22 protein-coding genes are annotated in these 19,404 nt (G+C 50.6%); 2 read left to right on the forward strand and 20 right to left on the reverse strand.

Annotation, left to right across the window (positions count from 1 at the left end; genetic code table 11):
- Positions 1-26 precede the first annotated feature (26 nt).
- From trpA to aroC, 9 genes are all read right to left on the reverse strand, one after another.
- Positions 27-848: a tryptophan synthase subunit alpha gene (trpA, locus tag CBE73_RS05225; protein WP_094096148.1), complete on the reverse strand. Its 822-nt coding sequence runs from the start codon at positions 846-848 to the stop codon at positions 27-29.
- 2 nt (positions 849-850) lie between these two features.
- Positions 851-2,080 (reverse strand): tryptophan synthase subunit beta, encoded by a 1,230-nt coding sequence (trpB, locus tag CBE73_RS05230; protein WP_229752486.1) that lies wholly within the window; start codon positions 2,078-2,080, stop codon positions 851-853.
- The gene (locus CBE73_RS05235) at positions 2,077-2,802 is read right to left on the reverse strand and encodes a phosphoribosylanthranilate isomerase (RefSeq protein ID WP_094093316.1); all 726 of its coding nucleotides are present in this window, start codon (positions 2,800-2,802) and stop codon (positions 2,077-2,079) included. Before CBE73_RS05235 ends, trpB begins: the two co-directional genes overlap by 4 nt.
- Complete coding sequence (trpC, locus tag CBE73_RS05240) at positions 2,802-3,614, reverse strand: indole-3-glycerol phosphate synthase TrpC (protein ID WP_094093317.1); 813 nt, start codon at positions 3,612-3,614, stop codon at positions 2,802-2,804. Before trpC ends, CBE73_RS05235 begins: the two co-directional genes overlap by 1 nt.
- On the reverse strand, positions 3,604-4,644 hold the full coding sequence (gene trpD, locus CBE73_RS05245) for an anthranilate phosphoribosyltransferase (protein WP_094093318.1): 1,041 nt from the start codon (positions 4,642-4,644) through the stop codon (positions 3,604-3,606). The genes trpC and trpD overlap by 11 nt, the downstream gene beginning before the upstream one ends.
- Positions 4,641-6,236: an anthranilate synthase component I gene (trpE, locus tag CBE73_RS05250; RefSeq protein WP_229752485.1), complete on the reverse strand. Its 1,596-nt coding sequence runs from the start codon at positions 6,234-6,236 to the stop codon at positions 4,641-4,643. The genes trpD and trpE overlap by 4 nt, the downstream gene beginning before the upstream one ends.
- A gap of 417 nt (positions 6,237-6,653) precedes the next feature.
- Positions 6,654-7,019 carry a chorismate mutase gene (gene aroH, locus CBE73_RS05255; RefSeq protein WP_094093319.1) on the reverse strand — a complete coding sequence of 122 codons (366 nt, stop codon included), beginning with the start codon at positions 7,017-7,019 and terminating at the stop codon, positions 6,654-6,656.
- Complete coding sequence (gene aroB / locus CBE73_RS05260) at positions 7,012-8,115, reverse strand: 3-dehydroquinate synthase (RefSeq protein ID WP_094093320.1); 1,104 nt, start codon at positions 8,113-8,115, stop codon at positions 7,012-7,014. Before aroB ends, aroH begins: the two co-directional genes overlap by 8 nt.
- Complete coding sequence (gene aroC, locus CBE73_RS05265; RefSeq protein WP_094093321.1) at positions 8,115-9,284, reverse strand: chorismate synthase; 1,170 nt, start codon at positions 9,282-9,284, stop codon at positions 8,115-8,117. The genes aroB and aroC overlap by 1 nt, the downstream gene beginning before the upstream one ends.
- A gap of 240 nt (positions 9,285-9,524) precedes the next feature.
- On the opposite strand from aroC, the gene CBE73_RS05270 reads away from it, so the two are divergent.
- Positions 9,525-10,091 carry a TetR/AcrR family transcriptional regulator gene (locus CBE73_RS05270; protein WP_244905527.1) on the forward strand — a complete coding sequence of 189 codons (567 nt, stop codon included), beginning with the start codon at positions 9,525-9,527 and terminating at the stop codon, positions 10,089-10,091.
- Positions 10,092-10,336: 245 nt separating this feature from the next.
- Positions 10,337-11,167, forward strand: coding sequence for an oxidoreductase (locus CBE73_RS05275; RefSeq protein ID WP_094093323.1), 831 nt, complete (start codon positions 10,337-10,339; stop codon positions 11,165-11,167).
- A 283-nt stretch (positions 11,168-11,450) separates the two neighbouring features.
- On the opposite strand, the gene CBE73_RS05280 is transcribed toward CBE73_RS05275, so the two are convergent.
- The 11 genes from CBE73_RS05280 to CBE73_RS05330 form a co-directional block, all read right to left on the reverse strand.
- On the reverse strand, positions 11,451-12,260 hold the full coding sequence (locus CBE73_RS05280) for a CheR family methyltransferase (RefSeq protein ID WP_094093324.1): 810 nt from the start codon (positions 12,258-12,260) through the stop codon (positions 11,451-11,453).
- A 6-nt stretch (positions 12,261-12,266) separates the two neighbouring features.
- A complete protein-coding gene (gene ndk / locus CBE73_RS05285; protein WP_094093325.1) occupies positions 12,267-12,710 on the reverse strand; it encodes a nucleoside-diphosphate kinase in 444 nt (147 codons plus the stop codon).
- A 95-nt stretch (positions 12,711-12,805) separates the two neighbouring features.
- On the reverse strand, positions 12,806-13,780 hold the full coding sequence (locus tag CBE73_RS05290; protein ID WP_094093326.1) for a polyprenyl synthetase family protein: 975 nt from the start codon (positions 13,778-13,780) through the stop codon (positions 12,806-12,808).
- Positions 13,780-14,643 carry a menaquinone biosynthetic enzyme MqnA/MqnD family protein gene (locus CBE73_RS05295; protein ID WP_094093327.1) on the reverse strand — a complete coding sequence of 288 codons (864 nt, stop codon included), beginning with the start codon at positions 14,641-14,643 and terminating at the stop codon, positions 13,780-13,782. The genes CBE73_RS05290 and CBE73_RS05295 overlap by 1 nt, the downstream gene beginning before the upstream one ends.
- The gene (locus CBE73_RS05300; RefSeq protein WP_094093328.1) at positions 14,624-15,247 is read right to left on the reverse strand and encodes a UbiX family flavin prenyltransferase; all 624 of its coding nucleotides are present in this window, start codon (positions 15,245-15,247) and stop codon (positions 14,624-14,626) included. Before CBE73_RS05300 ends, CBE73_RS05295 begins: the two co-directional genes overlap by 20 nt.
- Complete coding sequence (locus CBE73_RS05305) at positions 15,244-16,119, reverse strand: UbiA-like polyprenyltransferase (RefSeq protein WP_094093329.1); 876 nt, start codon at positions 16,117-16,119, stop codon at positions 15,244-15,246. The genes CBE73_RS05300 and CBE73_RS05305 overlap by 4 nt, the downstream gene beginning before the upstream one ends.
- A complete protein-coding gene (locus tag CBE73_RS05310) occupies positions 16,112-16,834 on the reverse strand; it encodes a demethylmenaquinone methyltransferase (protein ID WP_094093330.1) in 723 nt (240 codons plus the stop codon). The genes CBE73_RS05305 and CBE73_RS05310 overlap by 8 nt, the downstream gene beginning before the upstream one ends.
- 12 nt (positions 16,835-16,846) lie before the next feature.
- A complete protein-coding gene (locus CBE73_RS05315; protein ID WP_094093331.1) occupies positions 16,847-17,716 on the reverse strand; it encodes a heptaprenyl diphosphate synthase component 1 in 870 nt (289 codons plus the stop codon).
- A gap of 116 nt (positions 17,717-17,832) precedes the next feature.
- A complete protein-coding gene (locus CBE73_RS05320; RefSeq protein ID WP_157739416.1) occupies positions 17,833-18,390 on the reverse strand; it encodes a hypothetical protein in 558 nt (185 codons plus the stop codon).
- A 97-nt stretch (positions 18,391-18,487) separates the two neighbouring features.
- Positions 18,488-18,745 (reverse strand): trp RNA-binding attenuation protein MtrB, encoded by a 258-nt coding sequence (mtrB, locus tag CBE73_RS05325; RefSeq protein WP_094093333.1) that lies wholly within the window; start codon positions 18,743-18,745, stop codon positions 18,488-18,490.
- Positions 18,746-18,870: 125 nt separating this feature from the next.
- Positions 18,871-19,143 (reverse strand): HU family DNA-binding protein, encoded by a 273-nt coding sequence (locus tag CBE73_RS05330; RefSeq protein ID WP_094093334.1) that lies wholly within the window; start codon positions 19,141-19,143, stop codon positions 18,871-18,873.
- Positions 19,144-19,404: the final 261 nt, after the last annotated feature.

A 19,404-nucleotide genomic window follows, 5' to 3' on the forward strand; every position in this document is an offset into this window, starting at 1 on the left:
CCTTTCATATCCAAATAAGTGAGTTGCTATCCTTTTAATTGTGACACAAAACTGCAAATTTGCAATAGAGCGTCCTCTTTTGTCTCTTCCCTGCCCAGAAGCTCAGCCTTGGATTCGATCTCGCGGACAATGGCGCTGCCGATGACAATGCCGTCGCATAAAGCTGAGAAACGTACAACCTGCTCATGGCTCGATATGCCGAAGCCCAAAGCTACCGGCAGATCTGTAGCCTGCTTAACCGATCCGATAAAATCCTCTATCCCTTCATGGAAGGACGCACGAACACCGGTTACGCCCAAGGAAGAAACGCAGTAAACAAATCCGCGTGCCTTCCCGAGGATGGCCTGAATCCGGCCTTCGGAGGTCGGAGCAACCAGCGGGATCAGATGGAGGCCCGCCCGGTCCGCCAGCTCCAGCACCTCGCCGCTCTCTTCAAAAGGCAGATCCGGAATAATCAGACCGCTTATGCCGCTCTCCGAGGCGGCTGACATGAAGGATTCAAGGCCCATTTGCAGGACCGGATTATAATAAGTGAACAGAACAAACGGCATTTGAACGCCGCGTTCACGCGCTTTTCTTGCGGCTTCCAAACAGCTGTTGATTGTGATTCCATGCTGCAGCGCCCGTTCCGAAGCCCGCTGAATGACCGGACCATCGGCCAAAGGATCGGAATAGGGAACGCCAAGCTCCAGAATGTCCGCGCCGGCCCGCTCGATTCCCGCGATCAAGTCCACCGTCGTTTCCGGATCCGGATCACCAACCGTCAGAAATGGGATAAAAGCAGTGCGACCCTCCTCTTTCAGCTTTTGGAAGGTCGTATCAATCAGGTTGCTCGTTGTACCCGTCATGCTCATTGCTCTTCTCCTCCTTGCTCCAGATAAGCCATAATAGACTCTACATCCTTATCCCCGCGTCCGGACAAACAGATGACCACGATTTGATCCTGCGGCAGCTGCGGAGCCAGTTTAACGGCATGCGCCACGGCATGAGCGGATTCCAGCGCAGGAATAATGCCCTCCGTCCGGCTCAGAAGCTGAAGCGCGTCAATGGCCTCCTGATCCGTAATGGGCACATATTTGGCTCTTTCGAGATCTTTCAAATAAGCATGTTCGGGCCCGATGCCCGGATAATCCAGTCCCGCTGAAATCGAATGGGCTGGCTGAACCTGGCCGTGTTCGTCCTGCAGCAAATAGCTCAGCGAGCCTTGGAACACGCCTTTGCTGCCAAGTGTCATGGTAGCGGCATGATAAGGCGTATCAATACCTTTGCCGGCCGCTTCAACACCAATCAATCCTACTTCCGTATCCTTGATAAACGGATAAAACATGCCGATCGAGTTGCTGCCTCCGCCCACAGCGGCGATAATTTGGTCAGGCAGGCGTCCTTCAATTTCAAGAATCTGCTCCTTGGTCTCGTCACCAATCACTCGCTGAAAATTCCGCACCATCATCGGGTAAGGATGAGGACCGGTAGCAGAACCCAAAATGTAGAAGGTATCTTCCACATGGCTCACCCAGTATCGCAGCGTTTCGTTACAGGCATCCTTTAACGTCCGTGTTCCAGACAACACCGGAACTACCTCCGCACCAAGAAGCTTCATCCGGAAGACATTCAACTGCTGGCGTTTCATGTCCTCTTCGCCCATAAACACCTTGCATTCCAGGCCAAGCAATGCGGCGACTGTCGCACTGGCAACGCCATGCTGGCCGGCACCGGTCTCGGCAATGATTTTGGTTTTGCCCATCCGCTTGGCCAGCACTCCCTGGCCAATGGCGTTGTTGATTTTATGGGCGCCGGTATGATTCAAATCCTCGCGCTTCAGATAAACCTTGGCCCCGCCCAGTTCCTTTGTCAGCCTTTCCGCATAATACAAAGGCGTCTTGCGGCCTGAATATTGAGTAAGCAAATAATCGATCTCTTCCTGAAAGGAAGGATCTTCAGCATGCCGCTTGTATGCTTCCTCCAGTTCCAGAAGTGCATTCATCAGCGTTTCAGGAACATAACGTCCTCCGAAACTGCCGAAACGCCCCTTCTCATCCGGCATGGTTGCCTGTCCGCCCATCTGCTGCTGTTCTGTCATTGTCCGCGCACCCTTTCTACAAATGCTGTAATTAATCCGATATCTTTAACGCCATCGCGCTCTACACCGCTTGAAACGTCCACCCCGTCCGGATGATACTCCTGCACGAGTCGTCCGACATTATGTTCATGAAGTCCTCCCGCTATAAGCAGCGGAAGCCGGGCGTTTTGGGCCCATGCCTGATAAGGTTTAATCAAGTTCCAGTCAAAAGCAATTCCTGATCCTCCGCCGTATACAGGATCGTATGTGTCCAGAAGAATGGCATTGACCGAAGTCCGATAAGGCTCAAGCAGAACGTCCGGATCAGCCGGCTTCACTTCTTCAAGAGCGGCCGTCCCGTGTCCGGCCTCTTTCCCGCTGCTTATCGCCAGCACTTTAAACACCTGCACACCGAAACGTTCCTTGACCTGACGGCAGAATTCGGGCGATTCCTGTCCGTGCAGCTGCACCACATCGAGTTTGGCCCGCTCCAGCACCTGCTGAAGTTCTTCCATCGCCGGATTGACAAATACACCCACGCATTTGGGAACCCTGGCATTGGTGCCGCTCGTTTGAATGCCTTGCTCTTTGACCGTATCTATCATAAGTTTGGCTTGATCCGCCGAAACTTGTCTGCGGCTTTTGGCAAAGACGAATCCGATCCAATCTACCTGTAAGGATACCAATGATTTTATCACTTCAACGCTTTGCAGTCCACAAATTTTTATAGCCGTGTCCGCCATCAGCGCACACCATCCGCTTTGGAAATCCTTGGTCCCATCACGTCTATCACGGCCTGATCTACGGACTCTCTGCGCATGAACGTCTCCCCGATTAATACACCTTTGGCTCCGCAGCCCTCTAAATAAGTGATGTCCGAGGCTCCGGTAATTCCGCTCTCACTGATCAGCGCAGCTCCCGGCTTAACGTAGGGAGCTAACCGTTCGGTGGTGTCCAGTCTGGTTTCGAAGGTGGTCAGATCGCGGTTATTAACGCCAATCAGCTTAACCCCCTCAAGCTTATTGGCCCGCTCCAATTCCTGCAGATCATGAACTTCAACCAAAGCGTCCATGCCCAGGGAAGCTGCCAGATGGAAATAATCGTGGAGCTGGCGGTCATCCAAGATGGCCGCGATCAGCAGGATCGCATCCGCGCCCAGAAAGCGGGCTTCATAGACCTGCAGCTCATCGATAATAAAATCTTTCCGCAGCAGCGGCAGGCCGACCTCCTTGCGGATGGCTTCCAAATACTCCGGGCGTCCCTGAAAATACGAAACATCCGTCAGTACGGATATACAGTCAGCGCCAGCCTCTTCGTACGAGCAGGCAATCGCAACCGGGTCAAAGTCCGGACGGATCAGTCCTTTGGAGGGGGATGCTTTCTTCACCTCAGCAATCAGTCCCATGCCACGGTTACGGCCGGACAGCAGCGCTTCGGCGAAGCCCCGCGTCTGCGGAAGCCCTGCGGCTGCCTGCTGCGCCTCCTCTAAACTCAGTTGGTTCCTCAGCGCTTTAACTTCTTCCTGTTTAGTAACGACTATACGATCAAGATACATAACTTAACGCCCCCGTTGTTTCGATTAGCTGCTGCAGTTTACCCGCAGCCTTGCCGCTGTCAATCGCTTCTGCCGCGATGGCGACACCTTCTGCCATGCCGTCCGCGTGTCCGGCGAGATAAATGCAGGCTCCTGCATTGGCGAGCACAATGTCGCGTGCCGGCCCTTTCCGGCCATTCAGAATTTCCCGGATCAGCTGGGCATTTCTCACTGCATCCCCGCCGTAAACCTCCTCAAGCGAACAGCCGGTTAATCCCAGATCTGCAGCCGTGATTTCAAACGTTCTGACTTCTCCGTCCTTTAACTCCGATACCCGGGTTGGAGAGGACAAGCTGATCTCATCCAGACCTTCACCGCTGCTTACGACTAGCGCTCGAACCGAACCTAACTCCCGCAGCACCTTGGCGATCGTTTCTGTCATGCGCGGATCATAGATGCCGAGAAGCTGACGGTCTGCTCCGGCCGGGTTAGTCAACGGTCCAAGCAGATTAAACACCGTTCTCATCCCCAGCTCTTTGCGCGGTCCCGCTGCATGTTTCATGGAAGGGTGATAAACCTGCGCGAACAGGAAGCACAGCCCGATTTCATCCAGGCACCGTTTGGCCTGTTCGCCGTTTAAATGAATATTGACACCAAGCGCTTCAAGCACATCTGCGCTGCCAGCTTTGCTCGAAGCCGAGCGGTTGCCGTGTTTGGCAATCCGCACGGAAGCTGAAGAAGCAATAACCGCGGCTGCCGTAGATATATTGAACTTCTGAATCCCTGATCCGCCGGTCCCGCATGTATCAAGGAGCTGCGCCGTATGAGCCCCCACCCCGGCTGCTTTGCTGCGCATAGCCTCGGCAAAACCCGTAATTTCCTGAACGGTCTCTCCTTTAAACCTCAGGGCTGCTAACAGGCCGCCTATCTGGGCTGGTGTCGCTTCGCCTTCCATGATCAAATTCATCAGTTCACGTGCTTCGTCACGGCTTAAATCACTGCCTCCAACAACCTTGGCCAATCCCGCCTGCATTTTCCCGAATTCACTCATCTGCTTTCCCCTCCTACCTGTACTTGAACCTTATTGTGGTATGGATACAAATAATCCTGATTGATTTCATGCTCATCAGCCTTGGGCTCTTCCGAAGGAAACATCAGTTCCGCCATCCGGATGGCCTTCAGCAAAGCAGTCGCTTTATTAACAGTCTCCTCATATTCCTTCTCCGGCACTGAATCCCAAACAATTCCCGCCCCGGCCTGCACGTAAGCCTTGCCGTTCTTGAACACGATCGTCCGGATGGTGATACATGAATCCATGTTCCCGGAGAAGCCAAGATAGCCGATAGCTCCTGCATAGGTTCCGCGGGCTTCACGTTCCAGTTCAGCGATAATTTCCATTGCTCTCAGCTTCGGCGCTCCGGATACCGTACCTGCCGGCAAACAAGACAGAAAGGCATCAAAGAAATCCTTGTCCTTGCGCATGCGGCCGGAGACGCCGGAGACGATATGCATGACGTGTGAGTATTTCTCAATACTCATCAGCGTGTCGCATTTTACCGAACCGAATTCAGAAACCCGCCCCAGGTCGTTGCGGCCCAAATCAACCAGCATCAAATGTTCGGCGCGTTCCTTCTCATCCGCCAGCAGCTCCGCCTCCAGCAGATCATCCTCTTCAGGTGTCTTCCCCCTTGGACGGGTACCTGCAATCGGCCTTGTCTCCACCCTGCCTTGATCCACTTTGACCAGCGCCTCCGGTGAAGTCCCCACGATAATTTCATCGTCCAGCTTCAGGTAGTACATATAAGGGGAAGGATTCATCGTCCGCAGCACCCGGTAAACCTGCATTGGAGATACAAGAGTTTCCATTTCAAATCTTTGCGATAACACCACTTGAAAAATATCGCCCGCACGGATATACTCCTTCGCCCGTTCAACATTCGCGATATACTCCGCTTTGCTTAAATTGGACTTAATCTCCCCAAGCTCGATATGCTCCGGTACCGGTCTGCGGTTAAAGCCTTCACTGCCGTCCGGCTTCTCCAGCAGCTCCGCAGTTTGATCCAGCTTCCGGCATGCTTCTTCGTAGGCCAGACGGATAGCCCCGTCCCCCGCACCAGGCTCAACATGAACATTGGCCACCAGCATAATCTGCTGTTTGACATGGTCGAACACAATGACCTGGTCACAGAACATAAACTGAATATCCTGCATGCCCATGTCGTCAACCGCATGAGCGGGAAGCTTCTCGTAATACTGCAGCAGATCATATCCAAAGAAACCAATCGCCCCGCCTGTAAAAGGAGGCATCTGCTCCAGACGCGGACTGCGGTATTTCCGCAGCAGAGCTTTCAGTTCTTCCACCGGTTTGCCGGAAAGAGCCGTTTTCCTGCCTTCTTGCTCGATAATCATTTGTCCATGTTTGCCATAAATCATCACAAATGGATCTGTGCCAATAAACGAATAACGCGCCCATTTCAAACCGCCCTCCACGCTCTCCAGCAGAAAAGCGCGATCCTTTGCGGCAAATCTTTGAAACAGACGGATCGGCGTCTCCAAATCGGCGAGAAGCGGCCGCATTACGGGAATCAGGTTAAATTCGTTTGCCAGTGCAAGCACTTGTTCTACATTTGGGGTTGTCGTCACAATTATTCACTCCTTGTGGGTTTGGCGGACGATGAGCTAATGGCTGCAGAACTTCGGCTCTGATCCCAGCAGTTCCAGCAACAAAAAAAGCCTCTACCGAAGTAGAGGCTTATCCTTTGATCGCAGATAAAGACAAGCGTTCTAAGCATATAAGTACACAGGCGTACAAGAGAGACAGTTCCCTCTACCGGCACACTTTTACCTTTATTGAACCACTTATCCACTATTCTCAGCTCTGCTCATCTCAGCTCTACTCTTCTAAATTCATATCAACTATCAGCTTATGCCTCGGAACCGGCTCTCCGCTTCCACTAAGGCATTCTATTTACAACATCATGAAGTATACGTTCTTTAAACCTAATGACAATATAACCAATACCAACCCGTTTGGCAACATCTTTCTGGAAAAAGAACGTCCTACTTGGCCAGATCCGGCCGCAGTACCTGGGCATCCCGCAGATAAACGTGGCGCATTTCGCGCTGGCTCTTCTCCGTGTTCGCCTGGATCATTACCCGGATGCACAAAGGCAGGCTGCCTTTGACCGGAATTTCCGTCGCACACATCAGCGGAACAAAATCCCATCCCTCGATCGCTCTGACCGCTCTTGCCGGAAAGGCGGCATCCAGATCTGTTGTCATCGTAATCCAAACGCTCCCTACCGTTTCGGGATATAATTCATTTCGTTCGATGATTTCTTTCAACAGTTCCTCCGTTGCCTGCAAAATTTCCTGTTCATCGTTACGCTGTACGGTCGTTGCTCCGCGGATTCCGCGATTAAACATGCTGCTTCTCCTCCCTGAGCCGCCTAAGCACATCCTTCACCTCGGCGACCGTCATATCTTTGACAATGCTCACTTGGCCTATCCTTTCCGGCAGGATGAACACCATCTGGTCTTCCCTGAATTTCTTATCATGCATCATTGCACTAAGAATAGCTTCTTCTTCCCAATCTGCCGGAATTGCAGTAGGCAGCTCGAACTTCTCCAGCAGCGACTTCGTTCTTGGTAAAATATCCGCAGATTTGCCGCGGCTAGCCGCCAGCATCGCTGATCCAACCATGCCGATCGAGATGGCTTCGCCATGCAGCAGGGTCCCATATCCGCCTACAGCTTCCAGCGCATGGCCGATTGTATGACCCAGATTCAGAATGGCCCGCTGGCCATTCTCCCGTTCATCGCCTGAGACGACCTGTGCTTTGATCGAGCAGCCTTTCTCCAGCGCATAACCCAGCGCCGGCAGGTTTAAGCCCAGCAGCTCCGAAGCATGTTCCCCGCACCAGTCCGCGAAAGCCTCATCCCAGATCAGCCCGTGTTTGACCACTTCGGCCAAGCCGGATCTTACTTCACGCGGCGGAAGTGTCAGGAGCGTATTCAGATCATACAGAACCAGCTTTGGCTGATGAAAAGCGCCGATCATGTTTTTGGCCAGCGGATGATTTACCGCTACCTTGCCGCCGACACTGCTGTCGTGGGCCAAAATCGTCGTCGGAATCTGCACGAAATCCACGCCTCTCATATATGAAGCGGCCACGAACCCGGCCAGATCGCCTACAACGCCCCCGCCCAGCGCAATCACAGCCGAGCTGCGGTCAAGTCCGGCCTGGATAGCGGTTGTCATCACCTCTTCATAAATCCGAAGCGATTTGGAAGCCTCCCCGCTCTGAACGATATGGGACGCTGTCTGGTAGCCTTCCGCATGGAGACGATCCTCCAGCAGAGCCAAATAGTCTGGAGCAATATGATCATCGGTTACGATAAGCAGCTTGCTCTTGCGGGAAATCTGATGCAAAGTGAGCAATTCCCCGGCTCGTTCCAGCAGGCCTTCCCCGATGTAAATCGGGTAGGAGCGGTCCCCTAATTCAACCTGAACCGTTCTCATTAGTAACGCTCCAGCTGCTGCTTGTAGGCTTCGTAATTCCGCTCAATCTCTCCCAAGGAATCCCCGCCGAATTTCTCCAGGAACGCTTTAGCCACTTCCCAAGCTACTACGCTCTCGAGCACCACGCTGGCTGCCGGTACCGCACAGGCATCGGAACGTTCGACTTGTGCCGTAAACGGCTCTTTCGTATCGATGTCAACGCTTTGCAGCGGCTTGTAGAGAGTAGGGATCGGTTTCATGACGCCGCGAACTACGATCGGCATACCGTTGGTCATGCCGCCCTCGAATCCGCCAAGACGGTTGCTGGCCCGATGGTAGCCTTTCTCCTCGCTGTACAGAATCTCATCATGAACCTGTGAGCCGCGAAGTTCACCCGCTTCAAAGCCGATTCCGATTTCAACACCTTTGAAGGCATTGATAGACATAACCGCCTGGGCAATCCGTCCGTCAAGCTTGCGGTCGTACTGGACATGGCTGCCGAGCCCGATCGGAGCGCCTTCAATGATGCATTCCACGACTCCCCCGATGGAATCGCCTTCCTGCTTGATCTGGTCGATGTAAGCTTCCATTTTGGCTTCGGTTTCCTTGTCGACTACGCGGACGGAAGATTCCTCAGTCAAACGAACCAGCTCATCCAGCGGCAGATTGTTCGGCGGAGCTTCGATTTCGCCGATGCGGATGACTTGTCCGGCCACCTTGATGCCGAAATGCTCCAGCAGCTGCCGGGCAACGGCGCCGCAGGCTACGCGGACCGCCGTTTCCCTGGCGCTGGAGCGCTCCAGCACATTCCGCAGATCCTTCAGATCGTATTTCAAACCGCCGTTCAAATCGGCATGTCCCGGACGGGGACGATGCACGCGGCGTTTCTCTTCGTCCGTGCCTTCAATCGGTTCAATGTTCATAATGTTCTGCCAGTGCTTCCAGTCATTGTTCTGCACAATTAAAGCAACCGGTGCCCCGGTTGTATATCCATGGCGAACACCACCCGCAATGACGGCTGTATCCTTCTCGATCTGCATACGCCGTCCGCGGCCATAACCTTTCTGCCGTCTGAGCAGCTGAAAGTTCAAAGCTTCAAAATCCAGCTTCAAATTGCTGGGCAATCCTTCTATGATAGCTGTAAGCTGAGGACCGTGTGTCTCCCCTGCTGTCAAATAACGCAAACTCATGATGCGTTCCCCCTTTAAACTGTTAAACTGTAAAGAGCTAAATTGAACATTCTTGCCCCATTATAATATTTGAGTATAGGTTCTGTCACGCAGGGATTCAAAATTACTGCTAAATCGGTTAGATAAACCTATATTTCTGAGTTCATTCTGGGCCGAATTATAGTTGTAAATAATGTGATAACTATTGTCCCGCTTTGCTTGACACCGGTGGGCGGCAATAATACTCTAAAGATTAGAGAGGTGTATACATTGAGCAAGCGTACGGATATTTTGAAAGCAACCTTAGATTTGATTCATGAGGAAGGACTCCAGTCCGTCACATTTTCGAAAATTTTCAAAAAAGCCAATGTCGGCTCCGGCACGGTTTTTAATTATTTTTCCAGCAAGGAAGAGCTTGTGAACGAAGTATACCGGGAAGCCAGGATCCATATGGGAGAAGCTCTACTTAAAGGTTATGACGGCAGCCTCGGTTTGTACGAAAGATTCAAACGCCTTCAGCTGAACCGGCTGGAATTCGGCATGCAGTCTCCCAAGGAATATCTGTTTATCGACAGCTACTCTTATTCCCCTTATATTTCTCCCGAGCTGCGCCATATGGAGGATTATTCGCTGGAGGTATTCTCTTCGCTTATCGCTGAGGGCCAGAAACAGGGGCTGATCAGACCGATCGACCTTCGTCTTTGCCACCAAATCATCAACGGCGTTATCTCCTCCATCCTGAAAGGTTATTTTGTAGAGAAATATCCGCTTGATGAACAGCAGATTCAGCAGACTCTTGAAGCTTCCTGGAAAGCAATCTCACTATAGTTAAAGCCCCGATCTTTAATGGATTGGGTTTTTTGTTTATCACAATGGAATATATATTCCGAAATTAAAGGTTTTTTATTGAATGTATCTTTATAATATCTGTTAATATCGGCTTTCACATAAACCTAATTTCTAACAATCACAATAAACATTCCAAAAATGTCTTGACGCCCTCTACATCCCTAGTCTACAATGACTTTGGAATAAATATTCCAACATTTTGAATGAAATGAGGATGAATGGATATGAGTAAAGTTTGGTTCGTTACAGGAAGTTCGCGCGGACTCGGCCGTGCCTTGGCAGAAGAAGTCCTTAAACAAGGACATAAGCTGTTTGCAACCGCACGCAGACCCGAGCAGCTTAATGAATTGGTGCAGCGATATCCGGGGCAGGTGGAAACGTTCGCTCTTGATGTAACCAACAAAGAACAAGTTAAATCTGCCGTGCAGAAGGCTGTAGACGTTTTTGGACGAATCGATGTCCTGGTCAACAATGCGGGGTATGGCAACATCGCATCTATTGAGGAAATCACCGATGAGGACTTGAGGGCCCAAATCGAAACCAATCTGTTTGGCGTTATTAACGTTACCCAGACCGCCCTGCCTGTTCTGCGCAAACAGCGGGAAGGTCATATCCTTCAGCTTTCTTCGATTGGGGGCCGGATCGGTTCACCGGGTCTTGGAGCTTACCAGACGGCCAAGTGGGCTGTCGAAGGTTTCTCGGAAGTGCTGGCCGGGGAAATCAAACACTTGGGCATTAAAGTGACCATCATCGAACCAAGCGGGTTCCGGACAGACTGGGCCGGGTCTTCGATGAGTTATCAGGAGCCTATGGACGACTACAAGGAAACGGTAGGAAAAATGCACGAGTTGGTTCGTCAAGGCTCCGGCAAACAAGACGGCGATCCGGTTCGTGCCGCAAAGGCTATGATCACAATCGTAGGCGAAGACAACCCGCCGCTGCGGCTCCTTTTAGGGAAAGGGGCCGTACAAATGGCCAAACAGGTGGATCAAGCCAAGCTCGCTGAAACCGAAAAATGGGAAGCGCTGAGTATTTCCGCTGACTTTCCTGAGTAACCCCGGAGACTCCGTACAATTCAGGATTCAATCATAGAATAGATACGCAGTCCTAACATAAATGTTAACCAAAGAGAGAACCAAAGAGATAACTAATAAGTTAACTTAGAAGATAACAAAATAAGTTAACAAAATAAGTTAACAAAAAAGCGTCTTATTCCTGAAGGAACAAGACGCTTTTAACATTTTTAAGTAAATTCAGGCTGTAAATAACCTTATCCTATGCAAAGACAGCAACCGGTTAATCAACAAACATCCTTATGTACCTTCCCTGACGGAAGCCTTACAACTTGCGGTAGAAGAAGGTTTCGGCCGCCTCTAAGCCATACCTTCCAGGAGAGAAAATCTGCTCCGTGCTTCCGACGAACAGCATTCCCCCGGGCCGCAGCGCCGCCGAAAATTTATGATAAAGATCATGTTTCGCTTCTTCTGTAAAATAGATCATGACATTGCGGCAAACGATCAAATCATGATTGGTTTCAAACGAATCAAGCAGCAGATTCTGCTTCTTGAACGTTACAGCTCGTTTAAGCTGGTCGCTTACCCTGAGCATAAGGCCCTCTTGGGTAAAATAACGCGCAGCCACGTCAGGAGGCACGTCTTTGATCGAACGATCCACATAAAGGCCTTCCGCAGCCTTTTGCAGAGCACCTTCATCAATATCCGTAGCCGTCAGGCTTGACGTTCCAAGCAGCCCCAGATCGGAGAGAATCATCGCAATCGTATAAGGCTCTTCCCCGGTTGAGCACGCTGCGCTCCAAATCTTCAGCCGATTGTTCTTCTTTAGCAGCTCCGGAAGCACCAGGTCGCGCAGCACTTCCCAACGGTTGGGATTGCGCCAGAATTCGGACACGTTGATCGTCATTCGGTCCAGAAACTCGTAAAACAGCTTCTTCTCCACGGACATGGCTTTAAAAAAGGCATCAAACGTGGAGTAACCATTTTTATTCCGCAGCGTCGTTAACCGCCGCTTCATCTGCGCTTCTTTGTACAGAGCCAGATCTATCCCCGTGCTCTGCTTTACGCTCTGAATAAATCCCGAATAATCAGGATCTTGTTGCTGCGCTGTTGTTACATTGTCGTTCTCCAGCATGTTCCATCAAATCCAGTCAAGAATAGATTTATTATAAGTAAGCAGTTCCTTCTCATCAAAGAAATTTGCGATTTCACGCGCAGCGCTTTCCGGGCTGTCCGAGCCGTGAATCAGATTAAATGGCGTATGGGCCGCAAAATCTCCGCGGATCGTCCCCGGAAGTGCTTCCGTTACTTGAGTTTTGCCCATCAGCATTCGGGAAAGGGTCACGATATCGTCGCCTTCCCAAACCATAGCGAACACGGGTCCGGATGTAATAAATCCAACGAGATCATCAAAAAAGGCTTTCCCTTCATGTTCGGCATAATGGCGTTTCGCTTGCGCTTCGGAAATTTGCATAAACTTTCCGGCAATCAATTTGAACCCCTTGTCTTCCAAACGGCTGACAATCCGGCCGATAAGACCACGCTGCACTCCATCTGGTTTGACCATCATAAACGTCCGTTCCATAAGATTACCTCCCGTGTGTACCGCCCTGCTGTGCAAAGCGCAAATAAATACGTTTTCAATCGTATTTTAGCAGAAAAGGAGGAACGAATGAAAGGTTAATATGTTCTTCTATTCACAAAATGCGCAATATCTTGTAAATTTTTTTTCGCTTTGATCTCGGGAAGCCGGGAAAGTGCGTCCAGCGCTTTATCAATAAAACGATCGGCCAGCCCTTCTGCTGTGGTTACTCCAGAGCTTTGGCGGATCATTTGAATGGCGTCCGAAGCATCCTTGCGGCCGTCCATTTTATGTATCTCCCGGATCTCCTGAAGCAGGGGCTCACGCAGTTCGTTCTCTTGAAGGGCGTACAGCACCGGGAGCGTAATGTTTCCTTGCCGCATATCGCTGCCCGGCGGTTTGCCGATTTGTTTCTCGGTCCCGAACAGATCAAGCAGATCATCCCGGATTTGGAACGCCATCCCTACGTTATAACCGTACCGATACAGGAGACGGCCCAACTCGTCGCTGGCGCCTGCAGCAATAGCTCCAAGCTGGCAGCTGATGGCGATCAGCAAAGCGGTCTTCCTTCTAATGCGCAGCAGATAATTGCGAACGGACTGCTCCGTATTAAAGAAATCGCGGATCTGCTCCATTTCGCCTATGGACATTTGTACCATAGCTTTGGCCAAAATCTGATGAATCTTCGGATCTTCCAACCGGGTGGCCAGAGTCAAAGCTTTACCGAAAATATAATCCCCCGTATACATGGCGATCCGGTTATCCCATTGAGATTTGACCGTTGGTTTTCCACGCCGTGTTTCGGCATCGTCAATCACATCATCATGGACTAAGGAAGCGGAATGAATCAGCTCGAGCGTTACCGCTACATATTGCAGCTTCTCCAGATCATAGTTGCCAAACTTGCCGCCAAGCAGGACAAAAACTGGGCGCAGCCGCTTGCCGCCGGCCTTTAGCAAATGGCTGGAGGTGCTGCTGAGCAGCCCCTCTTCCCCTTCAACGCTTCTGTACAGCTGCTTCTCTATGAAATCCATGTCTTTCTTCATGGGGCCAAACAAATCCAACATTTTCATCATTTCACCTGAATCCGTGTAGTCTCGTTCCAGAAGGAAAGCTGTACAGGATGCTCCAGCAGTCCGAGCTCATGACAATAATCGAAATACAGCTGAAGTCCCCGCTGTCTCTCCTCCGTAAAATCATAACACAAATTTTGGAAGTAATGATTCCAGTAAGCTTCCGTTCCGCCGAGCTGCTCACAAGCTTTGGATACAAGAGGTTCAAGACTCTGCTCACTCTGCTTGCGGCTTTCATGGAAAGCTTCCTGAATCTCTTGGAGCCAGCCTGCCTGACTTACAGCAAACGTTTGCTGCACCGCCCACACCGCAAAGGTCATGCCGTACCCGGTCCACTCTTTCCACACTTTTCCCAAATCTGTCACATGATAACCCCTGTCGTGCCAGGAGGCTTTGATTGCATTGTCGCCGATTAACAAGGCAGCGTCGCTTGTTTCCATCATTGCGTCCAGATCAGGCTCGCTGACCCAGTAATCCGGTTCTCCGCCATAATGCTTGTCCATGATGATCTTCAGCAGGTTCACGGAAGTAGCGGAGGTGTTAGTCAACGCGATTCTGCCATTTTTGACCGACTCCAAAGGTTGTTTCGAGAATACCAAAATGGAATTAACCGGGCCTTCCGAGCTGACGGATAAACCCGGCATAAGTGTAAGCTTGCGGCTGCCTAAGCCGTAAGCAAAAGAAGAAACCGGGGAAAGATCGAGTTCACCTGCGATCATTGCCCGGTTTAAAACCGCCGGAACTTTTGTGATGATTTCAATCGGCCGGCTGAGCTCTTTTTCGTTGAAATAATAAGTGATTGGCCAAACATTCGTATAATCGATGATGCCCATACGGGTCGGTTTATTCGCTGATAGACTCATGTTGCTCCCCCCATCTCTTGAACAGCTCATGATCTATACGCAGGCTGTCCAGCACTTTTCCTACCATAAAATCAACGAGATCTTCCATCGTTGCCGGCCCGAAATAAAAAGCAGGCATAGCGGGGATAATTTTGACCCCAAGCCTTGCCAGTTTCAGCATGTTCTCCAAATGAATCGCATGCAGCGGAGTTTCTCTCGGAACGAGGACAAGTTCCCGCCCTTCTTTAAGCATAACGTCTGCGGCCCGGGCCAGCAAATTGTCCGAGGTGCCGTGAGCCACAGCGGAAAGCGACCCCATGGAGCAGGGCATGATGATCATGCCTTCCACCCGGAAGGAGCCGCTGGCAATAGAAGCCCCGATGTCGCCAATGACATGGTAAACGAGCTTGCCGGGGAAATGGCCGAAAGCCTTTTGAAGGGCTTGTTCACGGTCCGTAACATCCCAGCCGAGCTCTTCCTTGATTACCCGCCAGCCGGCCTGCGTAACGACCAGGTGGACGTCATAATCCATCTCAAGCAGCACGGAAACCAGCCGGATGCCGTAAATGGAACCGCTGGCTCCCGTAATTCCAACTACAAGCGGACGTTTCTTCGTTTCGCTCATCGGTAGATATTCACCGCCAAATCAATAAATGTAAAACAGAACACCACGATGCTGAGCGCTCCGTTCATGGTAAAGAAGGCCGTTTGCAGACGGCTCAAGTCCTTCGGCGTAACGATAGTGTGCTCGTAGAATAAAATGATCAGTGCGATGACAATCCCGCCGATATACCACCAGCCGAGATGGGCTAGCAGAAGAAGAGAAACAAAGCCGATAGCAGTGATGATATGAAAAGACTTCGCAATCAGCAGGGAACGACTTACCCCGAAACGGGAAGGAATGGAATAAAGACCTTCTTTGACATCAAATTCAACGTCCTGGCAGGCATAAATGACATCAAATCCGGCCACCCAAAATGCGATTGTAACAAACAGGACTATAGCGGTCAGATCGACCTTGCCGGTTACTGCAACCCAGCCGCCGAGCGGCGCAAGCGCGATTGTAAAGCCCAACACAACATGACATAACCAGGTGAAACGTTTAGTATACGAATAAATGACCAGCATCACTACCGCAATCGGCAGCAGTCTTAACGCGAGGGGGTTCAATTCGGAAGCCGCCCAGAACAAGAGCACAAGCGATACAATAATAAAAATCAGCACTTCCGAAATACGCAGCAGTCCTGCCGGAATGGCCCGTCCTGCCGTCCGCGGGTTCTTGCCGTCGCTCACGCGGTCAATCAAACGGTTAAGGCCCATAGCCGCGCTTCGCGCCCCGAACATAGCCATCAGCACCCAGCCGATCTGCGCCCAGGTTGGGAAAGAATCCTTCATCGCTACGGCGCCTAGCAAAGACCCCATAAAAGCAAAAGGAAGAGCAAATAGAGTATGCTCGAATTTAATCATCTGCAGAAAAATACCTAACTTTCTAAACATGGTGTTTCTCCTTCACTCCAATATGTAAAGCGGCTATTCCGCCTGTCAAAGGATATGCTTGTACATCCTTCAGGCCCGTTTCCCGGAATATATCAGCAAGCTCGTGCCGGCCCGGAAACTGAACTAAAGAATCCGGCAGCCACTTGTATTGTTCATAACGTTTAGCCACCAGCTTCCCCAGAAACGGAAGAATGCGTTTGAAATACAAATAATAGATGCCCTTGAACGGTTGCCAGGTTGGCTTCGACAGTTCCAGGCAGACCACCATGCCGCCAGGTTTCACCACCCGCTGCATTTCACTAAGGACACGGCGCAAGTCAGGGACGTTGCGAAGCCCAAATCCGATCGTCGCATAATCGAAGGAGTTGTCTTCAAAGGGCAGCTCCATTGCATTCCCCTGGAACAGAGAAACCCGGTTTCCCAGCCCTTTCTCCTTCACTTTCGCCTGCCCCACAGCCAGCATATTCGGGCTGAAATCAAGCCCCGTGATAGGCCCCCCGCTCTGCTCAGCCATGCTGATCGTCCAGTCGCAGGTGCCGCAGCACAGGTCAACGGCCGTGCTGCCCGGCTGCATGTCCATTTTGGCCATGGTAAATTTCCGCCACGCTTTATGCCTGCGGAAGCTTAAAATATCGTTCATCAAATCATACTTTGGAGCAATGCTCTCAAATACAGCATGTACAAACTGTTCTTTGTCTTGTGCTTTCTCAGCCATCAATCCTGCACCTTACCCTTCATTCCAAGCTGTATTCGGCTTGCCAAGCAGCGCTTTGAAAGGTTCGGCTATGCCGGCTAATTCCTTGCAGAACCGCTCGTCTGACATTTCCTTCAGCAGCTGTTGAATCTGTTCTACCGATTGATGCAGCTTGTCTGCCAGCTGCTCCATCACTTTATACTTCAGTAGCAGCGAAGACCAATCCCTGGTATTCAATTTGCTTCTGCACAGCATGGCCTTATCTTCCGCGCTTCCGGATTCCATAATCCGCAAATAAGCAAATCCCAGATGACCCGAGGATTCGCGGGCTGTCAGAGACATTTCCGCCGCTAAAGCTTCGCATCTGCTGACTTCCTCCAGCAGCGGCTGCCAGTAATGCTGAACCGTCTTGTCCAGCAAAGGCGTAAAGAAAGTGAACAGCTGCATTTTCAGCAAAGCGGATTCTTTCACATAATCCTCTGTGCTGAGCAGCAGCTCCTTCATTTTTGTGTAAAAAAGTGCCTTCAAACGGTTCACCTCGCAAACCGCTGAGGACAACAGGGAAATATGCTGGATCTGGTTAGTTTTGGCCAGCAGCTGATAGAACAGACTGCTGAAATAATCGCCGGCCAGCACCTTCAGCTGGCGGGAACGCATCAGCCGCTCTTCTTTGCGAACCGGCTCCGGATCGATCAGATCGTGCGTATCCAGACCGAGTTGAAGTAGATATACGGCAAGCGCGCATACTTCCAGATCACTTTCATTGCCCGGCTGCTCATGTTTAAGAAAAGTGTATAACAAACGAACACGGGAATCCGGAAAATCCGCAAGCTCCGTATAGGTGGAGATCATGTCGTAATCGACATATTTTTTTGCCAAGTCAGGTACACGATACAATTTCATGTTTTGCCTCCGAGCCGAACTAGTATGACATTAACGGTTTGCCACAATGTTGTATATTATATCACAATTTAATACCCTGCGCACGACTTGCGGCTTGCGTTTTTGGGTCATCTGGACTAAATGTCAGACTGAGGATAAGCTTTCTTCCACAAAGCTGTTTCCACAATGCGCAGCCTTGCTTTCACGTTCTCGCCAAGCGGAGCGTCTCCAGCTGTTTCGAGTGTCTCCAGCAGTTGTCCCGCATCCCCGGCCAGATCGGCCCGATCCATCTCTGAGGCGAGGAGCAGATGTTCTCTGCTCGTCCAGGCATCCTCGGCGACCAGTCTAAGCCGGAACTGCGTAATATTATCGCTCCTAATCAGAGCCAGGCTGGCCAGTTCAGCCATATCCTGATAAATCGGAGCTGTTCCCGAGGCGCTGTTTCGAACCTTTAAATCTATCGCCAGAGTTGTTCCCCTCAACTCAGCGCGTGCGATTTTGGAATGCAGCGGCACTGCCAGCAGCAGATCCACCAGGTTAGCATCCGTTATCTGCAAGGAGGACTCTGCGGTAATATGCTGCCCGGCAGCCATACGCAGCTGCGTATTTTCCGTTTGCTGAAGCAGCTTCGCAGACAGAACCACCACAATTAAAGCCGATAAGGCGAGTAATATGGCCATTTTCCATTTCATCAACGGGCATTCCCTTCTTTCTTACCCTGAATTGGGTATGTTATAGCAGGGTTATACCTCATTTTACAACGAAAAAAAGCAGGCTATGCCTGCAGCTTGATTATTCTTCCGTTTCAATTACACCTAACTTGGTCATGATGACCGCTTTGCCCCGTACTTTAACTGCCGAAGTATGATCCGTAAACTGGGCGATCAGCACCTCACCTTTATCGAGTTTCTCCGTATGATGAAAGCGGGTATCCTTGCCCCGGGTAAGCCCGATCACCTGGACCCCTTGCTCTTTTGCCTTGATCACGAAGTAATCACCGGTTGTACTGCTTGGCTCGCCGGCTTTACCTGTCTGGCCATTCTCTTCCATAACGAGAGTCCTCCCCCTCGGATTCGTGGTTTAAATTGCTTATATTCTATAACTTACAAGCGGAAAAAGAAAGGGCCGTGAACATTAGCCCACGTCCCTTCTTACGGAAAAATATGTAGAAAGCTTTATTTAATTCCGTCTTTAAGCGCTTTGCCTGGTTTGAAAGCAGGGATCTTGCTGGCTGGAATTTCGATTTCTTCGCCAGTTTGCGGGTTGCGGCCTTTACGGGCGGAACGTTCGCGAACTTCAAAGTTTCCGAATCCTACCAATTGTACTTTGTCTCCGTTTTGCAGAGCTTCGGAAATCGCTTCGAATACAGCGTCAACTGCTTTCGTTACGTCTTTCTTGGAAAGCTCAGTGCTTTCAGAAACCTGAGTAATCAGTTCAGACTTATTCATTATTTCACCTCCCCAACAAAGATCTTATTCTGGTATAATTTGTTTCCGTTTTGCTCGAAATTATACGCGAATTTCCCGAATTAAGCAAATTAAGCTTCAAAAAAACCATGGAAATCGCGGACTTTGCACTCTTTTTGAAGCCGAGAACAAACTTATAGTAATACAGTCATTCTCTAATTTCAAGTTAAAAATACTAGATTACGCAAACAAAAACCGGCCGGAAGAGTGAATAGCTCTTCTGGCCGGTTGGTTGTTTGTGCC

It is taken from the genome of Paenibacillus physcomitrellae, assembly GCF_002240225.1.
Classification (GTDB): Bacteria; Bacillota; Bacilli; order Paenibacillales; family Paenibacillaceae; genus Fontibacillus; species Fontibacillus physcomitrellae.

Bases quoted from the DNA above. Each gene is read 5' to 3' on its own strand.
- trpA (WP_094096148.1), bottom strand. From the start codon at position 848: ATGACGGGTACAACGAGCAACCTGATTGATACGACCTTCCAAAAGCTG.
- trpB (WP_229752486.1), bottom strand. From the start codon at position 2,080: ATGACAGAACAGCAGCAGATGGGCGGACAGGCAACCATGCCGGATGAG.
- CBE73_RS05235 (WP_094093316.1), bottom strand. From the start codon at position 2,802: ATGGCGGACACGGCTATAAAAATTTGTGGACTGCAAAGCGTTGAAGTG.
- trpC (WP_094093317.1), bottom strand. From the start codon at position 3,614: ATGTATCTTGATCGTATAGTCGTTACTAAACAGGAAGAAGTTAAAGCG.
- trpD (WP_094093318.1), bottom strand. From the start codon at position 4,644: ATGAGTGAATTCGGGAAAATGCAGGCGGGATTGGCCAAGGTTGTTGGA.
- aroH (WP_094093319.1), bottom strand. From the start codon at position 7,019: ATGTTTAATCGCGGAATCCGCGGAGCAACGACCGTACAGCGTAACGAT.
- aroB (WP_094093320.1), bottom strand. From the start codon at position 8,115: ATGAGAACGGTTCAGGTTGAATTAGGGGACCGCTCCTACCCGATTTAC.
- aroC (WP_094093321.1), bottom strand. From the start codon at position 9,284: ATGAGTTTGCGTTATTTGACAGCAGGGGAGACACACGGTCCTCAGCTT.
- CBE73_RS05275 (WP_094093323.1), top strand. From the start codon at position 10,337: ATGAGTAAAGTTTGGTTCGTTACAGGAAGTTCGCGCGGACTCGGCCGT.
- CBE73_RS05280 (WP_094093324.1), bottom strand. From the start codon at position 12,260: ATGCTGGAGAACGACAATGTAACAACAGCGCAGCAACAAGATCCTGAT.
- ndk (WP_094093325.1), bottom strand. From the start codon at position 12,710: ATGGAACGGACGTTTATGATGGTCAAACCAGATGGAGTGCAGCGTGGT.
- CBE73_RS05290 (WP_094093326.1), bottom strand. From the start codon at position 13,780: ATGAAAATGTTGGATTTGTTTGGCCCCATGAAGAAAGACATGGATTTC.
- CBE73_RS05295 (WP_094093327.1), bottom strand. From the start codon at position 14,643: ATGAGTCTATCAGCGAATAAACCGACCCGTATGGGCATCATCGATTAT.
- CBE73_RS05300 (WP_094093328.1), bottom strand. From the start codon at position 15,247: ATGAGCGAAACGAAGAAACGTCCGCTTGTAGTTGGAATTACGGGAGCC.
- CBE73_RS05305 (WP_094093329.1), bottom strand. From the start codon at position 16,119: ATGTTTAGAAAGTTAGGTATTTTTCTGCAGATGATTAAATTCGAGCAT.
- CBE73_RS05310 (WP_094093330.1), bottom strand. From the start codon at position 16,834: ATGGCTGAGAAAGCACAAGACAAAGAACAGTTTGTACATGCTGTATTT.
- CBE73_RS05315 (WP_094093331.1), bottom strand. From the start codon at position 17,716: ATGAAATTGTATCGTGTACCTGACTTGGCAAAAAAATATGTCGATTAC.
- mtrB (WP_094093333.1), bottom strand. From the start codon at position 18,745: ATGGAAGAGAATGGCCAGACAGGTAAAGCCGGCGAGCCAAGCAGTACA.
- CBE73_RS05330 (WP_094093334.1), bottom strand. From the start codon at position 19,143: ATGAATAAGTCTGAACTGATTACTCAGGTTTCTGAAAGCACTGAGCTT.